Genomic DNA, 24,488 nt, shown 5'->3' on the forward strand with positions numbered 1-24,488 from the left:
TTCCCCGGTGTCGCTTAGCGTCGCGGTATGACGGTGACTTGGGAAGAGCTGGGGTGGGAGCGGCTGGCGGCCGGGGTCGGGCGGTGCCGGCTTCCGGGGTGGGACTGCACGGCAGGGCTGGTCGTCGGGGACGGGACGGCGTTGATCGTCGACGCCGGGTCGAGCCTCGGGGAGGGCGTGCGGTTGCGTACGCAGGCACAGTGGCTCGCGGGTCACCGTGTGACTCATCTCGCGCTGACGCATCCCCACTTCGACCATGTCTTCGGGGCGGCGGCGTTCGCGGGTGCCGAGGTGTACGGCGCGGTGGGCGTGGACACGGTCCTCGACGGCCGGCACGCGCGCGACGAGCTGCGCGGGGACGCGGTCCGCAACGGCCTGGACGCCGCCGCGGCGGAGGAGGCCGTGGACGCGCTGGTCCACCCCCACCACCTGGTGAGCGGCGAGTGGACCCTCGACCTGGACGGCGCCCGCCAGGTCCTGCTGGCGAACGTGGGCCCCGCCCACACGGCCCACGACCTGGTGGTGCTCGTGCCGGGCGACCCCGAGGTGGTCTTCTGCGGTGACCTGGTCGAGGAGTCCGGCGAACCCCAGGCCGGCCCCGACGCCGTACCGTCGCACTGGCCGGCGGCCCTGGACCGCCTCCTCGACCTGGGCGGCGAGGACGCGCTGTACGTGCCCGGTCACGGAGCGGTGGTGGACGCGGAGTTCGTACGACGCCAGCGCGACGCCCTCGCGGCCCGATTCGGCGTGTCGCGGTGATCCGTACTCCACCCGGCCCAGACTTCTCCTATCGTCATCCGAATGCGCCAGTACTCGCCGGACCTGACTCCGCCCTGGAAGAAGCCCAAGCCGGTGGCGGAGGTACCCGCCGACCCGGGCCTGGTCGTCGAGGAGGCGGGCACGGGTTTCTGCGGCGCGGTGATCCGCTGCGAGGCGGGCACGGTGACCCTGGAGGACCGCTTCGGCAAGCACCGGGTGTTTCCGCTGGAGCCGCGCGGGTTCCTGCTGGAGGGGCGAGTGGTGACCCTCGTACGGCCCACGTCCTCGGCTCCCGCCCGTCCCACCCGTACGGCCTCCGGTTCGGTCGCCGTCCCCGGCGCACGCGCACGCGTGGCCCGCGCCGGCCGCATCTACGTCGAGGGCCGCCATGACGCGGAACTGGTCGAGAAGGTGTGGGGCGACGACCTGCGCATCGAGGGCGTGGTCGTGGAGTACCTGGAGGGCGTGGACGACCTCCCGTCGATCGTGGCCGAATTCGCACCGGGGCCGGACGCCCGCCTGGGGGTCCTGGTGGACCACCTGGTGCCGGGCACGAAGGAATGGCGCATCGCCGAGTCCGTGACGAGTGAGCACGCCCTCGTCGTGGGCCACCCGTACATCGACATCTGGGAGGCGGTGAAGCCGTCGTCGCTGGGGATCGCGGGGTGGCCTCGCGTCCCGCGCGGGCAGGACTGGAAGACGGGGGTGTGCCGGGCGCTGGGGTGGCCGTCGGAGAACACCGGGGCGGTGTGGCAGGCGATTCTGCAGCGGGTGGGGTCCTACAAGGACCTGGAGCCGGAGTTGCTGGGGCGGGTGGAGGAACTGATCGACTTCGTGACGGCTCCGGCGTAGAGCCGTCACGTCCCTCAGTCCACCAGGTCCCGCACCACCGCGTCCGCCAGCAAACGCCCTCGCAGCGTCAGTACCGCGCGTCCTTCGTCGTACGGCTCCTGCTGCAGAAGTCCGTCCGACAGGGCGCGGCGGGAGGCCCGCAGGCCCTCCTCCCGCAGCAGCTCCAGCGGCGCCCCCTCCAGCAGCCTGAGCTCCAGTAGGATCCGCTCCACCCTGCGGTCCTCCTCCGACAGCAGCTCCCGACCGGCCCCCGGCGACCGCCCCGCCGCCAGCGCCGCCGCGTACGCGCCCGGATGCTTCACGTTCCACCAGCGCACCCCGCCCACGTGCGAGTGCGCCCCCGGCCCCGCGCCCCACCAGTCGGCGCCCCGCCAGTACAGCTCGTTGTGCAGGCAGCGGGCGGCCTCGGAGGTCGCCCAGTTGGACACCTCGTACCAGTCGAAACCGGCCGCCGTGAGCGTCTCCTCGGCGATCAGGTACCGGTCCGCGTGGACGTCGTCGTCCGTCATCGGGACCTCGCCCCGGCGGATACGACGGGCCAGCTGGGTGCCCTCCTCGACGATCAGGGCGTATGCGCTGACGTGATCCGGGCCGGCGCCCAGCGCCGCCTCCAGCGAGGCCCGCCAGTCGTCGTCGGACTCGCCCGGCGTGCCGTAGATCAGGTCCAGGTTGACGTGCTCGAAGCCCGCCGCGCGGGCCTCCGCGACGCAGGCCTCCGGGCGCCCCGGTGTGTGCGTGCGGTCCAGGATCTTCAGCACATGCTGCCGCGCGCTCTGCATGCCGAAGGAGATCCGGTTGAAGCCGCCCCGGCGGAGGGTGGCGAGGTAGGCCGGGTCGACCGACTCCGGGTTCGCCTCCGTGGTGATCTCCGCGTCCGGCGCCAGTCCGAACTCGTCGCGGATCGCCCCCAGCATCCGTACGAGATCGTCGGCGGCCAGCAGCGTCGGCGTACCGCCGCCCACGAAGACCGTGCGGACCTCGCGCGGGTCGTCGCCGAGGACCTTGCGGGCAAGGCGGACCTCGTCGACCAGCGTCTCGGCGTAGTTGTCGCGGGACGCCAGTACCCCGCCCGTGCCGCGCAGCTCGGTCGCCGTGTAGGTGTTGAAGTCGCAGTAGCCGCAGCGGGTCGCGCAGTACGGGACGTGCAGATAGAAGCCGAGGGGGCGGTCGGCGGACCCGGCGAGCGCGGGCGCGGGGAGCGCGCCGTCGTCGGGGGCGGGCTCGCCGTCGGGGAGTGCGGAGGGCATGGGTTCCATTGTCCCGTACCCAGCCGGTTGCTCGGGCCCGGCGGTCCTGCCGGGCCGGTTGTGCGGGCCTTCCGGCTACTCGGCCTGCAGCACCAGCAGCGCCAGATCGTCCTCCGGCGGCCGGCCGCCGAACTCGTGGACCAGCCTGCGGATCCGTTCCGCGATCAGCTGGGCGTTCAGGCCCGTGCACCCCGCGAGCGCGGTCGCGAGGCCGTCGCCGTCATCGAACTGGCGGGACCCGCTGCGCCGCTCGGTCACCCCGTCGGTCACGCACAGCAGGGTGTCGCCGGAGCGCAGCTCGAAGGTCTCGCTGGTGTACGTCGCGTCCTCGACGACCCCGAGCAGGGTCTGCGGCTGAGCGACCGTGTGGACCTCGCCGCCCGTCCCGAGCAGGAGCGGCAGGGGGTGACCGGCGGAGGCGAGGGTGCAGCGGATGCCGCCGTCGAAGGGGGTCAGTTCGCCGTACAGCAGGGACAGGAAGCGGGTCTGCGGGTCGTCGCCGGGGACGACCGGGCCGACCAGCGCGCGGGCGGCGGCGTCGGCGGCTTCCGTGGCGTCGTCGAGGAGGAGCTGGTTGAGGCGGTCGAGGACGTCGGCGACCCGGTAGCCCTCGCGGGCGAGGAGCCGCAGCCAGGGGCGCGCGATGCCGATCACCACAGCCGCCTCCGGGCCCTTGCCCTGGACGTCGCCGATGGCGAAGCACCAGCGGCCGTCGCCGGCCGGGAAGAGGTCGTAGAAGTCGCCGCTCGGGCCGCCCTTGTCGCACGGCTCGTACACCAGGGCGCTGGCGACGCCGGGGATCTCCGCGACCGCGCCGGGCAGCAGGCCGCGCTGCAAGACCCGGCTGATGGTGGCCTGCCGGGCGTACTGGCGGGCCGCGCCGATGGCGAGGGCCACCCGGCGGCTGAGGTCCTCGACGAGCCCGGTGACCTCGTCGGGGAAGCGGTCCAGGCCGGCCCGCCCGATGACCAGCGTGCCCAGCGGGCGGCCGCCGGCGATCAGGCGGTACGCGAGCGCCGTGCCGCGGATCCCCCGCTCGCCGAGCGACTCGGCGGGCCAGGGATAGGGGACCGGGCCGGTGCGGTGGTGGTCGGACGGCTGCGGCGGCTCCTTCTCCAGGGCGCGGCGGAGTTCCTCGATGAGGTTCTCGGAACCGTGCCAGACGCGGGCGAGCTTGGGCCCGGCACCCGCGGCGCCGTCCGCCAGCCGGCCTCCCCCGCCCCCGCCCTCGTCGGACCGGGGGTAGCCCCAGCGCCCGGCGACCTCGTCCTCCAGCCACACCGCGCACCAGTCCGCGAGCCGCGGCACGATCAGCTGGCCGGCGAGCGCGGCGACCAGGTTCTCGTCGAGCTGCCCGGCGAGCAGGTCGGAGGCCTCGGCGAGGAAGGACAGGGCGCCGCGGTTGAGCCAGTCCCGTTCCCGTTCGGGGCGATGGGGGTATGCCGGGTGGCCCGGATACGCCGGGTGGCCCGAACGCTGCGGATACTCCGCGTACCCCAGCTCATGGGGGCCCCCGGGCTCCGCCGAAGGAGACGGCGGCTCCGGCGCGAGGATCTCGGCCACGCGCAACTCGCGCTCCAGCGCGCGCTCCTCGGCGTACGCCTCGATGTCGTCCCTGCCCGCCAAGGGATCCTCGGCGGGCAGCCGCGCCCACACGGTCTTGGCGCCGGTGCGGTAGGTGACCCCCCAGGACTCGGCGAGCCGGGACACCAGCCGCAGGCCCCGGCCGTACTCCGGTGTCTCGTACGGCGCGTCGACCTCGCCGTCGCGCGGGGCACGCGAGGGGTGGTGGTCCAGGACCTCGACCAGGAGGGCGCCGGTGTCCTCCTCAAGGCGACAGGTGAGCTCGACATCGGTGCCGGCGTGCACGACGGCGTTGGTGACCAGTTCGCTGACGGCCACGACGGCGTCGTCGACGAGACGGTCGCTGACGCGCTCGGTGCCGGGGAGCCCTGAGGTGGCCCACTCGGTGAGGGCGGCGCGCACGAGGGAGCGGGCGGAGCCCGGGGAGAGGGGAGTGCCGGGGAGGGTGGTGCGGGTTTCGGTGCACGGGTGAAGGTCGCGGTCCGCGCGCGGGCGTGTGTCGTGATCCGCGCGCGGGCGCGCGCTCTCTGGCGCAGGCGCATCAGAGGCACGGGTAACGGTCTCCCGTTGCACCGGAATGGCCCCCATGGACAGCTCCCCGAGCGGTTCGGACGAATACGCCTCAGTCGACGCCGACAGAGTGACAGACTGGCCACGCCCATAAGCACCGAGTTACCGAAGTGGGCCGCCATGAGTGAAAACCGTGCTACCCGTGTGCTCGAAGACGGACAGAAAGACGGTCAAATTCGAGCATCGGAACTGCGCCCGCTGCTCGCCGCGATGACCGCGGCCCGCGACGGCGACTTCCGCCGGCTCCCGGAGACCGGCGAGGGAGTGGTGGCCGAACTGACGGCCGTGTTCAACCAGATCATGGACCGGAGCACGCACTTCAACAGCGAAGTGCAGCGGGTGAAACGGGATTTGGTACGGCACGGCAGGCTCGACGAGCGGCTCTCGGCGAGCCCGGGCCAGGGCGACTGGACGACCCGGGTCAACGACGTCAACCACGTGCTCGACGCCCTGGTGGCCCCGGCGGCGAACGCGACGCGCGTGCTGGACGCGGTGGCCGGCGGCGACCTCACCCAGCGCGTCGATCTGCACGACGGCAGCCGCCAGTTACGCGGCGACCTGCGGCGCCTCGGCCGGGCCGTGAACAAGATGGTCGACCAGCTCTCCCTGTTCACCGGCGAGGTGACCCGCGTGGCCCGCGAGGTCGGCACCGAGGGCCGGCTCGGCGGCCGGGCCAAGGTGACGGGACTGTCCGGCAGTTGGCGGGACGTGACCGAGGCGGTCAACACGATGGCGTCCCGGCTGACGGCCCAGGTGCGCGACATCGCCCTGGTGACGACGGCCGTGGCCCGCGGCGACCTGACCCGTACGGTCACCGTCGAGGCGACCGGCGAGCTGCTCGAACTCAAACTGACCGTCAACACGATGGTCGACCAGCTCTCCGCATTCGCCGACGAGGTCACCCGCGTCGCCCGCGAGGTCGGCACGGAGGGGCAACTCGGCGGGCGGGCCCAGGTGCGGGGCGTCAGCGGCGTATGGAAGGACCTCACCGACAACGTCAACTTCATGGCGTCGAACCTCACCTCCCAGGTCCGCAACATCGCCCAGGTCACCACCGCCGTCGCCAACGGCGACCTGAGTCAGAAGATCACCGTCGACGCCCAGGGCGAGATCCTCGAACTGAAGTCGACCATCAACACGATGGTGGACCAGCTCTCCGCCTTCGCCGACGAGGTGACGAGGGTCGCCCGCGAGGTCGGCACGGAAGGAAACCTGGGCGGGCGAGCTCAGGTGCGCGGCGTCAGCGGCGTATGGAAAGACCTCACCGACAACGTCAACTTCATGGCGGACAACCTCACTTCGCAGGTCCGCAACATCGCCCTCGTGTCCACCGCCGTGGCCCAGGGCGACCTCGGCAAGAAGATCACGGTCGAGGCGAAGGGCGAGATCCTGGAGCTGAAGTCGACCATCAACACGATGGTGGACCAGCTCTCCGCCTTCGCCGACGAGGTCACCCGCGTCGCCCGCGAGGTCGGCACCGAAGGCAACCTCGGCGGTCAGGCCCAGGTGCGCGGGGTGAGCGGCGTATGGAAGGACCTCACCGACAACGTCAACTTCATGGCGCTGAACCTGACCTCCCAGGTCCGCAACATCGCTCAGGTCACCACCGCCGTCGCCAACGGCGACCTCTCCAAGAAGATCACCGTCGACGCCCGCGGCGAGATCCTCGAACTCAAGGACACCGTCAACACGATGGTGCAGCAGCTGCGCGCCTTCGCCGACGAGGTCACCCGCGTCGCCCGCGAGGTCGGCACCGACGGCCGGCTCGGCGGCCGGGCCCAGGTGCTGGGCGTCTCCGGCGTCTGGCGCGACCTCACGGACAACGTCAACTACATGGCCGACAACCTCACCTCGCAGGTGAGGAACATCGCCCAGGTGACGACCGCCGTCGCCAACGGCGACCTCTCCAAGAAGATCGACGTGGACGCGCGCGGCGAGATCCTGGAGCTGAAGACCGCCATCAACACGATGGTCGACACCCTCTCCTCCTTCTCCTCCGAGGTCACCCGCGTGGCCCGCGAGGTCGGTTCCGAGGGTCAACTCGGCGGCCAGGCCCGGGTGGAGGGCGTGTACGGCACCTGGAAGCGCCTGACGACGAACGTGAACGAACTCGCGTCGAACCTCACCACCCAGGTCCGCGCGATCGCCGAGGTCGCCTCAGCCGTGGCCCAGGGCGACATGTCCCGCTCGATCACGGTCGAGACCCGAGGCGAGGTCGCCGAGCTGAAGGACAACATCAACCTGATGGTGGCCAACCTGCGCGAGACGACCCGCGCCAAGGACTGGCTGGAGTCCAACCTGGCCCGCCTCGCCGCCCTGATGCAGGGCCACCGCGACCTGATGGAGGTCGCCGACCTGCTGCTGCGCGAGCTGACCCCGCTGGTCAACGCCCAGTACGGCGCGTTCTTCCTGGCCGACCCGGACGAGGAGAGCGCCTCGCTGCGGACCGCGGTTCCGGCGAAGGGGCTCGCGTTCATCGCCGGGTACGGCTCGGCGCAGGGCACGACGATCGAGACCGGCGGTCTCCCTGTGCACGGCCTGGTCCGGCAGGCGGCCCGCGAGAAGAAGCGGATCCTCGTCGAGGAGGCCCCGCCGGACTACATCAAGATCAACAGTGGGCTCGGCGAGGCGGCGCCCACCAGCGTCGTCATCATCCCGATCCTCTTCGAGGACAAGCTCCTCGGCGTGATCGAGCTGGCGTCCTTCTCCCGCTTCTCCGACGTGCACCTGGCGTTCTTCGACCAGTTCGTGAACACCATCGCCGTCGCCATCAACACGATCATCGCCAACTCCCGTACGGAGTCCCTGCTCGGCGAGTCCCAGCGCCTCGCCATGCAGCTCCAGGAACGCTCGGACGAACTCCAGATGCAGCAGGCGGAGTTGCAGCGCTCGAACGCGGAACTGGAGGAGAAGGCAGCTCTGTTGGCCACCTCCTCCCAGTACAAGTCGGAGTTCCTGGCGAACATGTCGCACGAGCTGCGGACGCCTTTGAACTCACTGCTGATCCTGGCGAGGCTGCTCTCCGACAACCCGGACGGCCATCTCTCCGACCAGGAGGTCCAGTTCGCGACGACGATCCACCGCTCCGGCTCCGACCTCCTGCAACTGATCAACGACATCCTGGACCTGTCGAAGATCGAGGCCGGCCGAATGGACGTACGCCCGAAGAAGCTGCCCCTCATCAAACTCCTCGACTACGTCCACGCCACCTTCCGCCCGCTCACCCTGGACCGGGGGCTCTCATTCGAGGTGTCGGTCGGCGACGACGTGCCGCGCGAGATGTTCTCGGACGAGCAGCGCCTGCAGCAGATCCTGCGCAACCTCCTCTCCAACGCGATCAAGTTCACCGCGACGGGCCGGGTCGAGCTGCGGGTGAACCGGGTGAAGGACCCCGAGCACCACTACGTCCGCGAGGGCGACGAGGTGATCGCGTTCGCCGTGTCCGACACCGGCATCGGCATCGCGCAGGAGAAACTCCCGGTGATCTTCGAGGCGTTCCAGCAGGCCGACGGCACCACCAACCGCAAGTACGGCGGCACGGGACTCGGGCTGTCCATCAGCCGGGAGATCGCGGGCCTGCTGGGCGGCCGTATCGTCGCCGAGAGCCAGCCCGGCGAGGGCTCCACGTTCACGCTGTACGTCCCGGTCGTCAGCCCCGGTCACGCCGCCACCGGCCCGACCCCCGAGGACCGTCTGCTGCCGGTGCCGGACCAGTTGTCGACGGAGCCCTTCACGGGCACCCACGACACGGACGAGTCCTGGCCGATCCCGGTCAAGCTGGAGGCCTGGCAGACGGGCCGGGCGGGCCGGGTGCTCCCCGGCCGAAGGGTACTGATAGTCGACGACGACATCCGCAACGTCTTCGCGCTCACCCATGTCCTGGGCCGGGTCGGCATGCCGGTCCTGTACGCGGAGAACGGCCGCGAGGGCATCGAGACACTGGAGCGGAACCCGGACGTCGAACTCGTCCTGATGGACATCATGATGCCGGAGATGGACGGTTACGAGACGATCTCCGCCATCCGTCGCACCCCGCGCTGGGCCGACCTGCCCATCGTCGCGCTGACCGCGAAGGCCATGCCCGGAGACCGGGAGAAGTCCATCGCGCGGGGCGCCCACGACTACGTACCGAAGCCGGTGAACGTGGATCAGCTGCTGACCGTCGTCTGCGACCTCCTGGACCCCGAGGGCGCACCAGAGCCGACGGAACCGGAGAAGACACAGACTGAATGAGGCACAGCCATCATGAGTGTTGAGGCAACGACCGACGAGCGTGCGGGAATCCTCCTGGTCGACGACATGGAGGACAACCTGATCGCGCTGGAGGCCGTCCTGGGGTCCCTCAACGAGCCGCTCGTGCGCGCGCGGTCGGGCGAGGAGGCGATGAAGGCGCTGCTGCGCCAACGCTTCGCCCTGGTCCTGCTCGACGTCCGCATGCCGGGCATGGACGGCTTCGAGACAGCCACCAACATCAAACGGCTCGACCAGACCAAGGACGTCCCGATCATCTTCCTCACAGGTGCGGAGGACGACCCCGGCTACGCCTTCCGCGGCTACGCGACAGGCGCCGCGGACTACTTGACCAAGCCGTTCGATCCGTGGGTACTGCGGGCGAAGGTGACGGTGTTCCTGGACTTGTACCGCAAGGGCCGGGAACTGGAGCGCCTACTGACCCAGAAACCGACGCACAGTGCCGAGTTCCTCATACGTCTGACGGCCCTGGAAAGGGAGTTGGACGGGGAGAACCCACCGGACATCGCGAAGCTGCGGAACCAAGTCCGGGAGCTACGGCACCTGGCAGGCGGACGGCAAGTGTCTTGACCTAAGGGGCGCGGGGAACTGCGCGACCAGCCACGACGAACCCCGCAGCCGCCAACGGTCCCCCGCCGCCCCTCCGCTCCCGCGCTACGCCTCCCGCGTACCCGCGTACATCTCCTCGATCAGCCCCTTGTACTCCCGCTCCACAACCGGCCGCTTCAACTTCAGACTCGGCGTGATCTCCCCGTGCTCCACATCGAGATCCCGCGGCAGCAGCCGGAACTTCTTGATGGTCTGCCACTTCTGCAGCCCGGCGTTGAGCTGCTTCACATAGCCGTCGACCATCTCGACGGTCGCCGGCGCGGCCACGATCTCCGCATACGACTTCCCGGCGAGCCCGTTCTCCTCGGCCCACCCCAGAATCGACGGCTCGTCCAGCGCGATCAGCGCCGTGCAGAAGTTCCGGTCGGCCCCGTGCACCAGGATGTTGGACACGTACGGGCACACCGCCTTGAACTGCCCCTCGACCTCGGCCGGCGCGATGTACTTGCCGCCCGACGTCTTGATCAGGTCCTTCTTACGGTCGGTGATGCGCAGGTACCCGTCCGGGGACAGCTCACCGATGTCGCCGGTGTGGAACCAGCCGTCGGACTCCAGCACCTCGGCGGTCTTGTCCGGCAGCCCGTGGTAGCCCTCCATGATGCCGGGACCGCGCAGCAGGATCTCGCCGTCGTCCGCGATGCGCACCTCCGTGCCGGGCAGCGGCTTGCCGACCGTGCCGGTGCGGTAGGCCTCGCCGGGGTTCACGAAGGACGCGGCCGAGGACTCCGTGAGGCCGTAGCCCTCCAGGATGTGGATGCCGGCGCCGGCGAAGAAGTAGCCGATCTCCGGGGAGAGGGCGGCGCTGCCCGACACACAGGCGCGCAGGTTGCCGCCGAAGGCCTCGCGGATCTTGGCGTAGACGAGCGTGTCGGCGACCTTGTGCTTGGCGGCGAGGCCGAAGGGCGCGGAGTGGGTGCCGGTGCGCCGGAAGTTGTCCTGGGTGACCTTGGCGTACTCGCGGGCGACCTCGGCGGCCCACTGGAAGATCTTGAGCTTGGCGCCGCCGCCCGCGCGGGCCTTGGCGGCGACCCCGTTGTAGACCTTCTCGAAGATGCGCGGCACGGCGGCCATGTACGTCGGCTGCACGACCGGCAGATTCTCGATGATCTTGTCGACACGGCCGTCGACGGCGGTGACGTGCCCGACCTCGATCTGCCCGGAGGTGAGCACCTTGCCGAAGACGTGCGCGAGCGGCAGCCACAGGTACTGCACGTCCTCGGGGCCGACCAGCCCCGTCGCGGCGATCGCCTTCGCCATGTACGACCAGTTGTCGTGCGGCAGCCGTACGCCCTTGGGGCGGCCGGTGGTGCCGGAGGTGTAGATCAGGGTGGCGAGCTGGTCCTTGGTGATCGCACCGACCCGCTCCTTGACCAGCTCGGCGTCCTTCTCCAGCCGGGCCGCGCCGCGCTTCTCCAGCTCGTCCAGGGTGAGGATCCAGTCGGCGGTCTCGACCCCGGCCGGGTCGATCACCACGACATGGGTGAGGTTCGGCAGCTCGGCGCGCTTCTCCTGCGCCTTGGCCAGCTGCGCCGCGTCCTCGGCGATGAGCACCCGGCTCTCGGAGTCGGAGAGGATGAACGCCGACTCGTCGGCGTTGGTCTGCGGATAGACGGTGGTGGTGGCCGCGCCGGCGCACATGATGCCCAGGTCGGCGAGTATCCACTCGATCCGGGTCGATGAGGCGAGGGCCACCCGCTGCTCGGGCTGGACGCCCAGCTCGATGAGCCCGGCCGCGATGGCGTAGACCCGCTCGGCGGCCTGCGCCCAGCTCAGCGACTTCCAGTCGTCCGGCCCCTGGCCGGAGGCGGGAGGCAAGGGATAGCGGTATGCCTCGGCGTCCGGTGTGGCCGCCACGCGCTCCAGGAAGAGGTTCGCCACGCTCGGCGGACGGTTCTCGATCAGTGTCTGTGTGTCGCTCACGACATCCTCCGGGGCCCGCGACAGTGCGGCTGGCTCAGGTTGCGGCTGTTGTTTAACTCGCGAGTAACTATCGAGCAGGGATCAGAGTAAAGGGCGACCGGCCACTGCGTAAGGGGCGGCGGGCTGTCACTTCATACAGAGGAAAGACACGGGCCCGCCGCGCACCGGCGCGACGGGCCCGTTAAATCCGCACACCTCGGGACTATTTCTTGCCCTTGCCCGATCCCGCACTGTCATCACTGCTCAGTACGGCGATGAAGGCCTCCTGCGGAACCTCCACGGAACCCACCATCTTCATCCGCTTCTTGCCTTCCTTCTGCTTCTCCAGCAGCTTCCGCTTACGGGAGATGTCACCGCCGTAGCACTTGGCGAGGACGTCCTTGCGGATGGCGCGGATGGTCTCGCGGGCGATCACCCGGGAGCCGATGGCGGCCTGGATGGGCACCTCGAAGGCCTGCCGGGGGATCAGCTCGCGCAGCTTGGCGACGAGCCGCACACCGTACGCGTACGCCGCGTCCTTGTGCGTGATCGCGGAGAAGGCGTCCACCTTGTCGCCGTGCAGCAGGATGTCGACCTTGACCAGGCTGGAGGTCTGCTCGCCGGTGGGCTCGTAGTCCAGCGAGGCGTAACCGCGCGTCTTGGACTTCAGCTGGTCGAAGAAGTCGAAGACGATCTCGGCGAGGGGCAGGGTGTAGCGGATCTCGACCCGGTCCTCGGACAGGTAGTCCATGCCGAGGAGGGTGCCGCGCCGGGTCTGGCACAGCTCCATGATCGACCCGATGAACTCGGTCGGCGCAAGGATCGTGGCGCGTACGACCGGCTCGTACACCTCGTTGATCTTGCCCTCGGGGAACTCGCTCGGGTTGGTGACGGTGTGCTCGGTGCCGTCCTCCATCACGACCCGGTAGACCACGTTGGGCGCGGTCGCGATCAGGTCGAGCCCGAACTCGCGCTCCAGCCGCTCGCGGATCACGTCCAGGTGGAGCAGACCGAGGAAGCCGACGCGGAAGCCGAAGCCGAGGGCGGCGGAGGTCTCCGGCTCGTAGACCAGGGCGGCGTCGTTGAGCTGGAGCTTGTCGAGGGCCTCGCGCAGCTCCGGGTAGTCGGAGCCGTCCAGCGGATACAGACCGGAGAAGACCATCGGCTTCGGGTCCTTGTACCCGCCGAGCGCCTCGGTGGCCCCCTTGTGCTGGCTGGTGACGGTGTCACCGACCTTGGACTGGCGGACGTCCTTCACACCGGTGATGAGGTAACCCACCTCACCGACACCGAGTCCGTCGGCGCCGAGCATCTCGGGCGAGTTCGTCCCGATCTCCAGCAGCTCGTGCGTGGCGCCGGTCGACATCATCCTGATGCGCTCGCGCTTGTTGAGCTGGCCGTCGATGACACGGACGTACGTCACGACGCCGCGGTAGGAGTCGTAGACGGAGTCGAAGATCATCGCGCGGGCGGGGGCGTCCTTGACGCCGACCGGCGCCGGGACCTCCTTGACCACCTTGTCGAGCAGCGCGTCGACGCCGAGGCCGGTCTTCGCGGACACCCGCAGGACGTCGCTCGGGTCGCAGCCGACGAGGTTCGCGAGCTCCTCGGCGAACTTCTCGGGCTGCGCGGCCGGCAGGTCGATCTTGTTCAGTACGGGGATGATCGTGAGGTCGTTCTCCATCGCCAGGTAGAGGTTGGCGAGGGTCTGCGCCTCGATGCCCTGGGCGGCGTCGACGAGGAGGACGGTCCCCTCACAGGCCGCGAGCGACCGCGAGACCTCGTAGGTGAAGTCGACGTGCCCCGGGGTGTCGATCATGTTGAGGATGTGCGTGTTGCCGGGTTCGTGGGTGGGAGCCCACGGCAGCCGCACCGCCTGGGACTTGATCGTGATGCCGCGCTCGCGCTCGATGTCCATCCGGTCGAGGTACTGAGCACGCATCTGCCGCTGCTCGACCACACCGGTCAGCTGAAGCATCCGGTCGGCGAGCGTGGACTTGCCGTGGTCGATGTGCGCGATGATGCAGAAATTGCGGATCAGAGCCGGGTCGGTACGGCTCGGCTCGGGCACATTGTTAGGGGTCGCGGGCACGCAGGGTCCTGTCTCTTGAGGCGCCTTATGCCTCGGGTCGGATCGATACGTAGGTTCCATGGTCCCACGGGCGGCGACCGGGGGACGTTTTGGGCCGTCGGGCGGCCCACTGGTAGCCTGGGTGGCTGTGTCTCATGCCCTCTCAGCGCGAGGCACTGAACATGACAAGGCAAGTGATGCGAAGGCACATCCCGTGCTCGCACGCATCTCTACGTTGAAGAGGCTCATTCGTGGCGAACATCAAGTCCCAGATCAAGCGGATCAAGACCAACGAGAAGGCTCGGCTGCGCAACAAGGCCGTCAAGTCCTCCCTGAAGACCGCGATCCGCAAGGCCCGTGAGGCCGCTGCCGCGGGTGACGTCGAGAAGGCCAACGAGTACCAGCGCGCCGCGTCGCGTGCGCTCGACAAGGCCGTCTCGAAGGGCGTCATCCACAAGAACCAGGCCGCCAACAAGAAGTCGGCGCTTGCTTCGAAGGTCGCTTCCCTCAAGGGCTGAACCTTTATCTGGTCTGATCGCCGGAAGGACCCAGAGCGGGCCCTCTCTCATCCGCTCCCGACCGGCACCCCGGATTCGCACGCGGCCTGCGTTCGCCACGCGGGTGCGGATCCAGCAGCCTGATCCGAAGGCCCCGGCACCTCGCCCTTCCCCAGGGCGCGAGCCGGGGCCTTCGGCATGCCTGCGTCACGTCCAGAAGTCGTTGGCCTTGTCGATGTCCGAGACGCACTCGTCGAGATCGGTGATCTTCTCACCGACGATCCGGAAGACGATGCCGCCGTTCTCGTCGATGCGCTTGTCGCCCCGGGCCGCGGTGAAGCGGTGCACGGACATGGCGTGCCCACGTCCGTCGACGAAGATGTCGCGCAGCTCGACCTGGAAGGAACCGCCCGTCTCCGAGTAGAGCCGGCCGTAGTACCCGTCGAGGATCGAGTCGATCCCCTTGAAGTCCCCCGAGAGCGGATGGGAACCGGGCACGTGGTGTGCGCAGTCCCCGGTCATCAGGCCGCGCAGGGTGTCCATGTCTCCGCGCTGGAAGGCTTCGTAGCCCTTGCGGACGAGCGCGGCGTGCGGGTGTTCAGCCATGACGGTCGCCACCTTTCCCGATCCGGCGATGAACGGCTGATACGCCCGATTCTCCTCTCCTCGCCCAGGTCCTGTCGTTTGGATCAAGCCGGCTGTGAGGTGCGGCGCCTTTCAACGGACCCGAGCGGGGGCGATGGGGGTGCCTCCGCGCGAGGTTGTTCGAGCGTGGAGGAGCGTGCAGCTGCAAGGCGGAGGAGGGAGTCGACGCGATGGGGGTGCCGGCCGCCCCCCGCGCGAGGTCGTTCGAGCGTGAGGGAGTCGGCGAGTGACGACAACGCGGCTGGGGTCCCCCTCCGGGGAGTGCGTGCCAGGGCCCGCGACGCCGCATGATCCAAACGACAGGGCCTAGCCCCGCCCCCCGGACCGAGCCGCCCGCGCGATGGCCACGACCGCCTTCTCAAGGGCGTACTCGGGGTCGTCCCCGCCGCCCTTCACACCGGCGTCGGCCTCGGCGACCGCCTGCAACGCGACCGCCACTCCGTCCGGCGTCCACCCCCGCATCTGCTGCCGGACACGGTCGATCTTCCAGGGCGGCATGCCCAGCTCCCGCGCGAGGTCGGCGGGGCGCCCACCGCGGGCCGAGGACAGCTTCCCGATGGCCCGCACGCCCTGTGCGAGCGCGCTGGTGATCAGGACCGGCGCCACGCCCGTCGCCAACGACCACCGCAGCGCCTCCAGCGCCTCCGCGGCCCGCCCCTCGACCGCCCGGTCCGCGACGGTGAAGCTCGACGCCTCGGCCCGACCGGTGTAGTACCGCCCGACGACCGCCTCGTCGATGGTCCCCTCGACATCGGCGACCAGCTGACTCACCGCGGCCGCCAGCTCCCGGAGGTCGCTCCCGATGGCATCGACCAGCGTCTGGCAGGCCTCGGGCGTCGCCGACCGCCCGGTCGCCCGGAACTCCTGCCTGACGAACGCCAGCCGGTCCGCCGGCTTCGTCATCTTCGGGCACGCCACCTCCCGCGCCCCCACCTTGCGGGCGGCGTCGAGCAGCTTCTTGCCCTTGGCCTGACCGGCGTGCAGCAGCACCAGGGTGATCTCCTCGGCGGGCGACCCCAGATACGCCGTCACGTCCTTGATCGTGTCGGCCGACAGATCATGCGCATTGCGCACGACCACGACCTTGCGCTCCGCGAACAGCGAGGGACTGGTCAACTCGGCCAGCGTGCCCGGCTGCAACTGCTCCGGAGTCAGCTCCCGCACGTCCGTGTCGGCATCGGCGGCCCTGGCGGCAACCACCACCTCCCGCACGGCACGATCGAGCAACAGCTCCTCCTGACCCACGGCAAGGGTCACGGGGGCGAGGGGGTCGTCATTCGCACTCTTCCTGGCCATCGCGTAAAGCATGGCATGGGGGACTGACAACGGGGGCGGCACCCGTGTCCGCCCGGTTGCGGGCAGCGGGCGGCGCGGCCCGGTCTAGCGGGCGGGTGACGCGGAGGCGGGGCAGCGGGCATCGCGGCCCGGTCTAGCGGGCGGGTGTGCGGGCATGCCCGGCGCCTTGGCGTCGGCCATCGCGTAGGCCTGGCTGAACATCAGCGGCAGCCCGACTCCGGCCAGCATCCCCTGGACCACGGCGATGGAGAGGCGGGGCAGCGGGCAGCGGGCAGCGGGCAGCGGGCAGCGGGACCGGCCTAGTCGGTCGGGCGATCGGATGGGCGGCGTGGCCCACGCCGGGCCGACCGCAACGCCCGGCACCGGTCGAGCTACGGCTCCTCCCGCCACCCGTCCCACTCCCCCGCGAACTCGTCCAGCTCCCCCGGATCCAGCCGCCCCGCCTCGTCCCGCAGCACCACCAGCCACTGCGCGTCCTCGGCATCGTCCTCCCCGGCCAGCGCATCCCGCACCAACCGCGGCTCCTCGTCGATCCGGAACCGCTCCCCGAGCGCCTCCGCGACCTCCTCCGCCGCGTCACGATCGGGCAGCACCAGCACATGTCTCACATCACTCACGGAGCAATTCTCAGGCACCCGCCGAGGCACGAACCCGAGTCCGCGCACGAACAACCCTGCTGGTCCAGAGCAACCCCGAGCGCGCCGTCCAACCCACGGTGCGATTCGCCCGAGCGGTCCGGCTGGCCCGACTCGACCAACCCACGGCGCGATTCCCGAGCGACTTGACCACCTCGACCCGATTCGCCCGAGCGACTTCACTACCTCGGCGATTAGCCCGAGCGGTCCGGCTTCCCCGACCAGCTTCCCGGTCCGGCTTCTCTGATCAGGCTTCCCCGGTCCGACTCTCCCGGTCCCGCTCCCCCGAGCGATCCCCCGCCCGAATCAGCCGTCCCGGCTCGGCTTGCGTACCACCGGCACCCGGTCCAGCTCGATCCCGAACCGCTCCCGGTACACCCCCAGCACCTCCTCGTCCGTGCCCAACTCCCGCTCCTCACGGGTCCCGTCGGCCGCCGTCGCCTTGAACGTGCGGCCGCTGAGCGTGATCCGTCCTCCTTCCTCCGTCACCCGCGAACACACCAGCGACTGTGTGAAGTGCGAGGCCGGCGAGGTGCTGTGCCACCACGCCCCCACCACGAAGTCGCCCAGCACCCGAGGCCGCCGCTCCAGCCGGTACTCCGGCCTGCCGTCCATCACGACCTCCAGGTCCGCCGCCTCCGCCACGTCGTGTCCGCCGCGCACCCCGGCCGCGTCCGGCCCGGCCTCGACGATCCGGAACACGCCCGCCGGATCCACCTGCTCACCCCGAGCCTCGAACGCCAGCGGATAGTGACTGTGCGCCCCGAAACCGACGTCCGCCAGCCACGCGCCCCCGTCCACCGTCCCCACCTTCAGCGCCATGTGGTCGTAGGGAATCCCGAGCTGCCCCTCCTTCCCGTGCACCCGCGCCGCGAGCAACGTCACGTCGAAGCCCAGCGCCATGAGCAACGCCCCGAACGCGCCGTTCAGTTCGTAGCAGAACCCACCCCGTCCGGCCCCCACCACCTTGTCCAGCAGCCGCTTCTCCTCCAGCACGATGTCCTCGCCGAGGTGGATGGACAGGTTCTCGAAGGGCACGGTCTGCAGATGGCGCACATGCAGCTCGCGCAGCACATCCACAGTGGGCCACGCCGGGTGCTCGACCCCCAGGCGGCGGAGATAGGCATCAACCTCAACGGAATCCATGCCCTCAGTCTCCCGCCACCATGAGTTCCGCGCCCGTACCCGCGACCGCCAGCGCCCCGTCCTCGTCCGTCCGCAGCACCACCGCGCCCTGTGCCCGCAGCGCCGCGACGGTGCCGGGAGCCGGGTGTCCGTACGGGTTGTCCGCACCGCAACTGATCAACGCCAGCCGCGGCGCCGCCCGTCGTATGAGCTCCGGGTCCTGGTACGCCGAGCCATGGTGGGCGACCTTGAGCACATCCACGCCGCCCAGCAGCGCCCCGGCCGGCGATCTCAACAGCGCCCGCTGGGCCGGGGGTTCGAGATCCCCGAGCAGCAGGAGCCGCAGCCCGGCCGACCTGACGAGCAGGGTGACACTGGCGTCGTTCGGACCCTCCGGGGCCGGCACCGGGTGGGGCGGCGGCCACACCACCTGCCAGCTCAGGGCCCCGGTGCGCCGCGCCTCCCCGGCGGCGGCCCGCGTCACGGGGATGCGGTGAGCGGCGGCCTCCCTTCGTACGAACTCCACTTGGTCCACGGGCTCTTCGTGCCCCGTCGTCTCGATCGCGCCCACCTCACGCCCACGCAGCACGCCGGGCAGGCCCGCGACGTGGTCGGCGTGATAGTGGGTCAGCACGACGAGCGGGATCCTGGTGATCCCGAGCGTGCGCAGGCACCGGTCTACCAGCGTCGGATCCGGGCCGGCGTCCACGACCACGCCTGTGCCCTCGCCCGCCGCGAGTACCGTCGCGTCGCCCTGCCCCACGTCGCACATCGCGAACCGCCACCCGGGCGGCGGCCACCCCGTGACCACCCTGGTCAGCGGCGGCGGCTGGAGCACCACCAGCAGGAGCAGCACCCCGCACAGGCCGCACCACCAGGGGTGCCGCGACAGTCGTCGGCCGACCAGCAGGACGACCACCGTGGCGAGCGCGAGCAGCGCCGCCCCGGTCCAGCTGCCGGGCCAGTCCACGCCCGCCCCGGGCAGTGCCGCGCCCGTCCGGGCGACGTCCGCGATCCACCCGGTCGGCCAACTCGCGCACCAGGCCAGCACCTTGGCCACGGGCATCGCGAGTGGTGCCGTCGCCAGGGCCGCGAACCCCAGCACCGTCGCCGGTGCGATCGCGAACTCCGCGAGCAGATTGCACGGCACCGCCACCAGGCTCACCCGAGCCGACAGCACCGCCACGACCGGCGCGCACAGGGCCTGCGCGGCAGCCGCGGCCGCCAACGCCTCGGCCAACCGCGGCGGCACCCGGCGCCGACGCAACGCCGCGCTCCAGCGGGGCGCGAGGGTGAGCAGGGCGCCGGTCGCGAGCACGGAGAGCAGAAAGCCGTAACTGCGGGCCAGCCACGGGTCGTACAGCACCAGCAGCAGTACGGCCGTCGCCAGCGCCGGGATCAGTGATCTACGGCGTCCGGTCGCCAGGGCCAGCAGCGCGACTGCCCCGCAGGCCGCGGCCCTCAGCACGCTGGGGTCAGGCCGGCACACGACGACGAACGCGAGGGTGAGGCCTCCGCCGAACAGCGCGGTCGTCCGCAGGGAGATGCCGAGGCGAGGCGCGAGGCCACGGCGCTCGACCCGTTGGGCCAGGCCGGGTGGGCCGATGAGCAGGGCGAGGATGATCGTGAGGTTGCTGCCGGAGACGGCGAGCGTGTGGGCGAGATCCGTCTCCTTGAACGCCTCGTCCAGCTCCGGGGTGATCCGCGAGGTGTCGCCCACGACCAGCCCCGGCAGCAGCGCCCGCGCGTCCGCCGGCAACCCGTCGGTCGCCTCCCGCAACCCGCCCCGCAACCGCCCCGCCAGCCGCTGCACCGCGGTCGGCTGCCCCACGACCTCCGGCACGGCGGGGTCGCTCACTCGCAGCACGGCCGCGATCCGGTCCCCGTCGTCCAGCGCGGGCGCGAGACGAGCGGTCACGCGCAGCCTCGTGGAGGGGAGAAGCCGCAGCCAGGGCGAGTGTCGGTCGGCAGCGGACCGGGGGGTTCGGTTGGGGTCCTGGGATGTTCGGTTGGCGTCCTGCGGTGTGCGGTCGTCCTGCGATGTTCGGTCGGCGTCGCCGGCAGACCCCCATCCACCGTCGACGATCATCAGCACCGGCGCCCGCGTGACCACCACGGTGCCGTCTGCCTGCTCGACGCTCCGTACGTCCGCGTTGACCAGCACGGAGGCCGGCGCCATGTGATTCCCTCTGACCCGGGGCCGGGTGAGCCGCGGATCTGAGGTGACCTCCACCTCGGCGGTCACGGTGACGTACTCCCGCGCCAGCCCCGGCACCGGTCCGCGCCGCAGATCGGCCCCGTGGAGCCCGGCGGAGAGGGCTGCCGCGGCGACGCAGAGCAGGACAGCGGCGGCGGAGGTGCGGGGCCAGGTGAATCGCGCGGGTACGGTGTCCTGCCTGTGCGGCCGCTTGAGCGAACCCGGCGAAGAATCCCGCCCCGCCGCTGCGCGCCGACCGGGCGTGGGCTCCAGTCGGGACGTGGAATCCAGTCGGGACGCGGAATCCAGTCGGGGCGCGGAATCTTGCCCGGGTTCGGAATCTTGCCCGGGTTCGGAATCACTTCGAGGTACGGGACCCCGACCGGCCACGGAATCCCGACCGGCCATGGAACCCCTCCAAGGCACGGAATCCGGAACAGGCACGGAACCCCATCGAGGCAGGGAACCCCGCCGAGGTTCGGAATCCCGACCAGCGGCGGAACCCCGTCGAGACACGGAACCCCACCGAAGCACGGAACCCCGCCGAGGCTCGGAATCCCGTCGGAGCACGCCCTCATGACCAGCACATCCATCGCCTCGCCGCCTCAACAGCAGTACGCCCGCCGCGACCAGGCATACGACCGCCGCGCCGGCCACCCACACCGATGAGACGTCCAGCATCAGCGCCGCAGTCGCCCAGGCGGCGAGAGCGGGTGGGACGAGTCGGAGGTCCGTCGGTCCTTCCTGTCGGGGGTGGGACTCGCCGAGCCGGCTCCCGGACGCGGCGTGAACGGCGGCGCGGGAGGGCGCAAGCTCGGTTGTGCGGGCGGGTCCGCGGGCGTCGCGGCTCATGGCCGAACGAGATTCCGGAGATCGGCGAAACGGCGGGCGCCGATGCCGTTGACTTCTTGCAGCTCGTCCACCGAGCGGAAGCCGCCATGCTGGGTGCGGTAGTCGATGATGTGCTGGGCCAGCACCGGGCCGACGCCCGGGAGGGTGTCGAGCTGGTCGACGGTGGCCGTGTTGAGGGAGACCGGCGCGGTGGGCGCAGCACCGGCCACCGCGGCAGCACCCGAGCCAGTGCCGGGCGCCGCGCCGGGGACGGCGGCCGGAGCGCCGACGATCACCTGCTCGCCGTCCACCAGGAACCGGGCCCGGTTGAGGCCGTCGGTGTTCGTACCGGGACGCACCCCACCGGCCGCGCGCAAGGCGTCCGTGACCCGCGAGCCCGCCGGGAGGCGATGGATCCCCGGCTCACGGACCTTGCCGCTGACGTCCACCACGATCTGTGCCGCAGCCGTGCCCTCGGCACCCGGCACACCGGCCGCAGACGCACCCGCCCCGGGCCCCTCACCTGGCTCCCCGCCCCCGTACGGGGGCGCCGCCCGCACCACCTCGGGCGCCCGCACGGACTGCGCCCGGCCGCTCCAGAAGTGCTGCACGGCGAACCCGGCGGCCAGGACGAGGACCACGGTGAGCGCGACGACGCTCCGCCGCTCCAGCCCACACCTCGCCTGCAGCCAGACCGGCATCCGCTCCCGCACCGCCAGCCCGGCCCGTGACCGCCACTCCCCGGTGCCGGAGTCATCGCTCCCGGGATCAGCTCGGTGACCGGGCCCTGCGACCGCACCGGCACCCGCTGTACCCGGCTCCAGCACCGCACCGGCACCCGCCAAGCGCGATCCCAACACCGCATCCCCACGCGGAACATCGGAGCCCACAGGGACATCAGCAGACGGCCCCTCTGGACTCAAGCCCACATCCCCGCGCCGGATATCGGGACTCACCCCCACATCCCCACGCCAGGTACCGGATTCCGCGACCCCACCAGCCCCAGGAACACCCGGCCCCACCACCCCACCAGCCCGCGGCACACCCGAACCCCCGGACCAGCCGCCGCCCCCGTCCTCCGCCTCCCCCATCGGTGGCCCTGCCCCTAACTCCCCCCACTCCCCCGCCCGTTCGGCGAAAATCACCTCCACCCGTCGGCGCAGTTCCTCCGCCGACGCAAACCGCTGCTGCCGAGCCCGACCACCCCCCGCATGCAGGCGTCGGTGACGAGCACGGACGTCGGAGTGCGGACCGCGGCCCGGACCGCTGGTCACAGTCGTCGCGCGGGTGAGCGTGCGTGTGCCCGTACGTGTAGTACGTGATCGAAATGCCATGCAACGAGGATCAGACACCCCGCCCCACCCGCGATGATCTTGCTCAATTCCCGGGGATTACCGCCCAGTTGTGGATAACTCCGCCACCCACACGAGTGGCTCCGAGCTGCTCCGAGTGACTCCGAGCGTCTCGGAGTGACTCATCCGCCGAAAACGCCCGTCACCGCGGCGAAACCACAACCCCCAACAACCCAGGCCCCGTATGCGCCCCGATCACCGCCCCGACCTCACTCACATGCAGATCGGCCAACCCCGGCACCCGCGCCCGCAACCGATCCGCCAGCGCCGACGCCCGGTCGGGAGCGGCGAGATGGTGCACCGCGATGTCGACCTGCGCCGTGCCCGCCCGGTCGGCCGCGATCTCCTCCAGGCGGGCGATCGCCTTGGACGCCGTCCGCACCTTCTCCAGCGGGCCGATCCGGCCGCCCTCCAGCTGCAGCAGCGGCTTCACCGCGAGCGCGGAGCCCAGTAGAGCCTGCGCGGCGCCGATGCGGCCACCGCGGCGCAGATAGTCGAGGGTGTCGACGTAGAAGTAGGCGGCCGTCGCCCCGGCCCGCTTCTCCGCGGCCGTCACCGCGTCGTCCATCGTGCCGCCCGTCTCCGCCGCCTCGGCCGCGGCGAGCGCGCAGAAGCCGAGGGCCATGGCGATCATCCCGGTGTCCACCACCCGCACCGGCACCGGCGCCTCGCGCGCCGCGAGGACCGCCGCGTCGTAGGTGCCGGAGAGCTCGGCGGAAAGGTGCAGGGAGACGATGCCGGTCGCGCCGGACTCGGCGACCTTGCGGTAGTGCTCCGCGAAGACCTGGGGGCTGGGGCGCGAGGTGGTGACAGGGCGTCGCTTCTGCAACGCCTGGGCAAGGGAACGGGTCGAGATCTCGGTGCCCTCGTCCAGCGCCTGATCGCCGAGGACCACGGTCAGGGGCACCGCGGTGATGCCGTGGCGCTCCATCGTCCGCGGCGGCAGGTAGGCCGTTGAATCGGTGACGATCGCGACATGGCGGGACATGAGCTGGAGGTTACCTGCCGTAGCGCCCGGGCGGCAGCCCGACCCCGCTCACCCGGTCGTGCCTTGACCGGATCATCGACTGCTCACCGGGGCTCAAGTCGTGCTCTCGGGGCGGGTCTTCTTCTGCCAGGGGTACGTCGGGCGGGGGCCGGGCGGGGTGATGGCGGGCCTGGTCGGCTCCTCGGCACGCTGCGTCCGGGGGCTGTCCGGCCAGGTCTGCTCGGTCGTCGCGGTCTCGGGGGCGGGGGCCTCCGGCCACGGGGGCGGCGTCGACGACGGAGACTGCGACGAGGAAGGCTTCGGCGGCGTCGACGACGTTCCCGACGGACGTTCCGTCGGAGACTCGGCCGGAGAGGGCTCCGTCGTCTGCCAGTGCCGCAAGGCGCCGGTCTCCACGTCGATCTGTGCGCTGAGGCTGTCCAGGTCGTCTTCGGCGAAGCGGTGGGCGCGGTCGCGGGCCGCCCAGCGCAAGGAGTCCGCCGAGTGCACGATGCGCTCCGTGCGCTCGCGCAGGTCGGGCAGTCGCTCGGCGAGCGTCGAGCGGTCGGGGTCGGACTCCAGGCGCCGCAGTTCGGCGTCCAGTTCGTGCCCGTGCGCGCTGAGGCGCTGGAAGAGGCCGAGGGACTCCTTGAGGGACTCGTCCTCGGTCGCGCCCGCGTGCAGCGCGTCCTGGGTGGCCCGCATGGAGGTGCGCAGCTTCAGCCGCAGCTGGGCGATCTCGCCGACCGGACCCGGCTGGGCGAAGGACTTGGCCCGCAGGGTGTGATCCTCGACGGTGCGCCGGGCGTGGGTGATCGTCTCGTCCACACGGCGCTTGGTTGCGCCGACCACCTTCACCGTGGCGTACGCACCGAGCGCCACAAAGAGCACGAAGAGCAGGGCGACGACTGCGATCACTGCTTCCACGAGCTCCTCCTCCGGCCGACCACGGCACATGCCGCGTCACTCTTCAACGGTAAACGCAGCGGGCAGGCCCGGAGTTCCAGCAGAACCCCGAACCTGCCCGTAGGGGATCACCCCGAGCCAAGATCACCCGGAGACATCCGCCACAATCACGCCAAATTCCGAGCCACCTCAGGC

Annotated in this window: 18 protein-coding genes; 5 read left to right on the forward strand and 13 right to left on the reverse strand. The window is 70.9% G+C overall.

What is annotated here, in order from left to right:
• Positions 1–27 precede the first annotated feature (27 nt).
• On the forward strand, positions 28–759 hold the full coding sequence (locus ACIA8X_RS05115) for an MBL fold metallo-hydrolase (protein WP_399457813.1): 732 nt from the start codon (positions 28–30) through the stop codon (positions 757–759).
• A 42-nt stretch (positions 760–801) separates the two neighbouring features.
• The gene (locus ACIA8X_RS05120) at positions 802–1,611 is read left to right on the forward strand and encodes a DUF3097 domain-containing protein (protein ID WP_399457814.1); all 810 of its coding nucleotides are present in this window, start codon (positions 802–804) and stop codon (positions 1,609–1,611) included.
• Between the two features lie 14 nt (positions 1,612–1,625).
• Here ACIA8X_RS05120 and hemW read toward each other — a convergent pair whose 3' ends face one another.
• Together hemW and ACIA8X_RS05130 are read right to left on the reverse strand one after the other, a co-directional pair.
• Positions 1,626–2,858 (reverse strand): radical SAM family heme chaperone HemW, encoded by a 1,233-nt coding sequence (gene hemW / locus ACIA8X_RS05125; RefSeq protein ID WP_393451261.1) that lies wholly within the window; start codon positions 2,856–2,858, stop codon positions 1,626–1,628.
• 75 nt (positions 2,859–2,933) lie between these two features.
• The gene (locus ACIA8X_RS05130) at positions 2,934–5,030 is read right to left on the reverse strand and encodes a SpoIIE family protein phosphatase (RefSeq protein ID WP_399457815.1); all 2,097 of its coding nucleotides are present in this window, start codon (positions 5,028–5,030) and stop codon (positions 2,934–2,936) included.
• A 102-nt stretch (positions 5,031–5,132) separates the two neighbouring features.
• Between ACIA8X_RS05130 and ACIA8X_RS05135 the strand changes: the two genes are divergently transcribed.
• A complete protein-coding gene (locus tag ACIA8X_RS05135) occupies positions 5,133–9,245 on the forward strand; it encodes a HAMP domain-containing protein (RefSeq protein ID WP_393451267.1) in 4,113 nt (1,370 codons plus the stop codon).
• Positions 9,246–9,257: 12 nt separating this feature from the next.
• A complete protein-coding gene (locus ACIA8X_RS05140; RefSeq protein WP_393451270.1) occupies positions 9,258–9,833 on the forward strand; it encodes a two-component system response regulator in 576 nt (191 codons plus the stop codon).
• An 84-nt stretch (positions 9,834–9,917) separates the two neighbouring features.
• On the opposite strand, the gene ACIA8X_RS05145 is transcribed toward ACIA8X_RS05140, so the two are convergent.
• Together ACIA8X_RS05145 and lepA are read right to left on the reverse strand one after the other, a co-directional pair.
• Entirely contained in the window at positions 9,918–11,792 is a 1,875-nt protein-coding gene (locus ACIA8X_RS05145; protein ID WP_393451273.1) for an AMP-dependent synthetase/ligase, read from the reverse strand.
• Between the two features lie 202 nt (positions 11,793–11,994).
• The gene (lepA, locus tag ACIA8X_RS05150) at positions 11,995–13,863 is read right to left on the reverse strand and encodes a translation elongation factor 4 (RefSeq protein ID WP_393451276.1); all 1,869 of its coding nucleotides are present in this window, start codon (positions 13,861–13,863) and stop codon (positions 11,995–11,997) included.
• Positions 13,864–14,093: 230 nt separating this feature from the next.
• Between lepA and rpsT the strand changes: the two genes are divergently transcribed.
• Positions 14,094–14,360, forward strand: coding sequence for a 30S ribosomal protein S20 (gene rpsT / locus ACIA8X_RS05155; RefSeq protein ID WP_393451279.1), 267 nt, complete (start codon positions 14,094–14,096; stop codon positions 14,358–14,360).
• 186 nt (positions 14,361–14,546) lie between these two features.
• Here rpsT and ACIA8X_RS05160 read toward each other — a convergent pair whose 3' ends face one another.
• The 9 genes from ACIA8X_RS05160 to ACIA8X_RS05200 form a co-directional block, all read right to left on the reverse strand.
• Entirely contained in the window at positions 14,547–14,945 is a 399-nt protein-coding gene (locus ACIA8X_RS05160; protein WP_393451282.1) for a nuclear transport factor 2 family protein, read from the reverse strand.
• A gap of 345 nt (positions 14,946–15,290) precedes the next feature.
• Positions 15,291–16,280, reverse strand: a complete 990-nt coding sequence (holA, locus tag ACIA8X_RS05165) for a DNA polymerase III subunit delta (RefSeq protein ID WP_393451285.1) — start codon at positions 16,278–16,280, stop codon at positions 15,291–15,293.
• 84 nt (positions 16,281–16,364) lie between these two features.
• Entirely contained in the window at positions 16,365–16,643 is a 279-nt protein-coding gene (locus ACIA8X_RS05170) for a hypothetical protein (protein WP_399457816.1), read from the reverse strand.
• An 8-nt stretch (positions 16,644–16,651) separates the two neighbouring features.
• Positions 16,652–16,897: a hypothetical protein gene (locus tag ACIA8X_RS05175; RefSeq protein WP_393451291.1), complete on the reverse strand. Its 246-nt coding sequence runs from the start codon at positions 16,895–16,897 to the stop codon at positions 16,652–16,654.
• Positions 16,898–17,221: 324 nt separating this feature from the next.
• On the reverse strand, positions 17,222–18,061 hold the full coding sequence (locus ACIA8X_RS05180; protein ID WP_393451294.1) for an arylamine N-acetyltransferase: 840 nt from the start codon (positions 18,059–18,061) through the stop codon (positions 17,222–17,224).
• 4 nt (positions 18,062–18,065) lie between these two features.
• Positions 18,066–20,381: a ComEC/Rec2 family competence protein gene (locus tag ACIA8X_RS05185; RefSeq protein WP_393452065.1), complete on the reverse strand. Its 2,316-nt coding sequence runs from the start codon at positions 20,379–20,381 to the stop codon at positions 18,066–18,068.
• Positions 20,382–21,085: 704 nt separating this feature from the next.
• Positions 21,086–22,159, reverse strand: a complete 1,074-nt coding sequence (locus ACIA8X_RS05190; protein ID WP_393451296.1) for a helix-hairpin-helix domain-containing protein — start codon at positions 22,157–22,159, stop codon at positions 21,086–21,088.
• Positions 22,160–22,562: 403 nt separating this feature from the next.
• Positions 22,563–23,408, reverse strand: a complete 846-nt coding sequence (locus tag ACIA8X_RS05195) for a DegV family protein (RefSeq protein WP_393451299.1) — start codon at positions 23,406–23,408, stop codon at positions 22,563–22,565.
• Between the two features lie 93 nt (positions 23,409–23,501).
• Complete coding sequence (locus ACIA8X_RS05200) at positions 23,502–24,314, reverse strand: hypothetical protein (RefSeq protein WP_393451302.1); 813 nt, start codon at positions 24,312–24,314, stop codon at positions 23,502–23,504.
• Positions 24,315–24,488 lie beyond the last annotated feature (174 nt).

Origin of the sequence: Streptomyces sp. NPDC051738 (assembly GCF_044453205.1) — a bacterium.
Taxonomy (GTDB): Bacteria; Actinomycetota; Actinomycetes; order Streptomycetales; family Streptomycetaceae; genus Streptomyces.

Excerpts from the sequence above, each read along its gene's own strand:
- holA (WP_393451285.1), bottom strand. The coding sequence starts at position 16,280 with ATGGCCAGGAAGAGTGCGAATGACGACCCCCTCGCCCCCGTGACCCTT.
- ACIA8X_RS05190 (WP_393451296.1), bottom strand. The coding sequence starts at position 22,159 with ATGGGGGAGGCGGAGGACGGGGGCGGCGGCTGGTCCGGGGGTTCGGGT.
- hemW (WP_393451261.1), bottom strand. The coding sequence starts at position 2,858 with ATGCCCTCCGCACTCCCCGACGGCGAGCCCGCCCCCGACGACGGCGCG.
- ACIA8X_RS05115 (WP_399457813.1), top strand. The coding sequence starts at position 28 with ATGACGGTGACTTGGGAAGAGCTGGGGTGGGAGCGGCTGGCGGCCGGG.
- ACIA8X_RS05140 (WP_393451270.1), top strand. The coding sequence starts at position 9,258 with ATGAGTGTTGAGGCAACGACCGACGAGCGTGCGGGAATCCTCCTGGTC.
- ACIA8X_RS05160 (WP_393451282.1), bottom strand. The coding sequence starts at position 14,945 with ATGGCTGAACACCCGCACGCCGCGCTCGTCCGCAAGGGCTACGAAGCC.
- ACIA8X_RS05135 (WP_393451267.1), top strand. The coding sequence starts at position 5,133 with ATGAGTGAAAACCGTGCTACCCGTGTGCTCGAAGACGGACAGAAAGAC.
- ACIA8X_RS05180 (WP_393451294.1), bottom strand. The coding sequence starts at position 18,061 with ATGGATTCCGTTGAGGTTGATGCCTATCTCCGCCGCCTGGGGGTCGAG.
- ACIA8X_RS05120 (WP_399457814.1), top strand. The coding sequence starts at position 802 with ATGCGCCAGTACTCGCCGGACCTGACTCCGCCCTGGAAGAAGCCCAAG.
- ACIA8X_RS05130 (WP_399457815.1), bottom strand. The coding sequence starts at position 5,030 with ATGGGGGCCATTCCGGTGCAACGGGAGACCGTTACCCGTGCCTCTGAT.
- ACIA8X_RS05195 (WP_393451299.1), bottom strand. The coding sequence starts at position 23,408 with ATGTCCCGCCATGTCGCGATCGTCACCGATTCAACGGCCTACCTGCCG.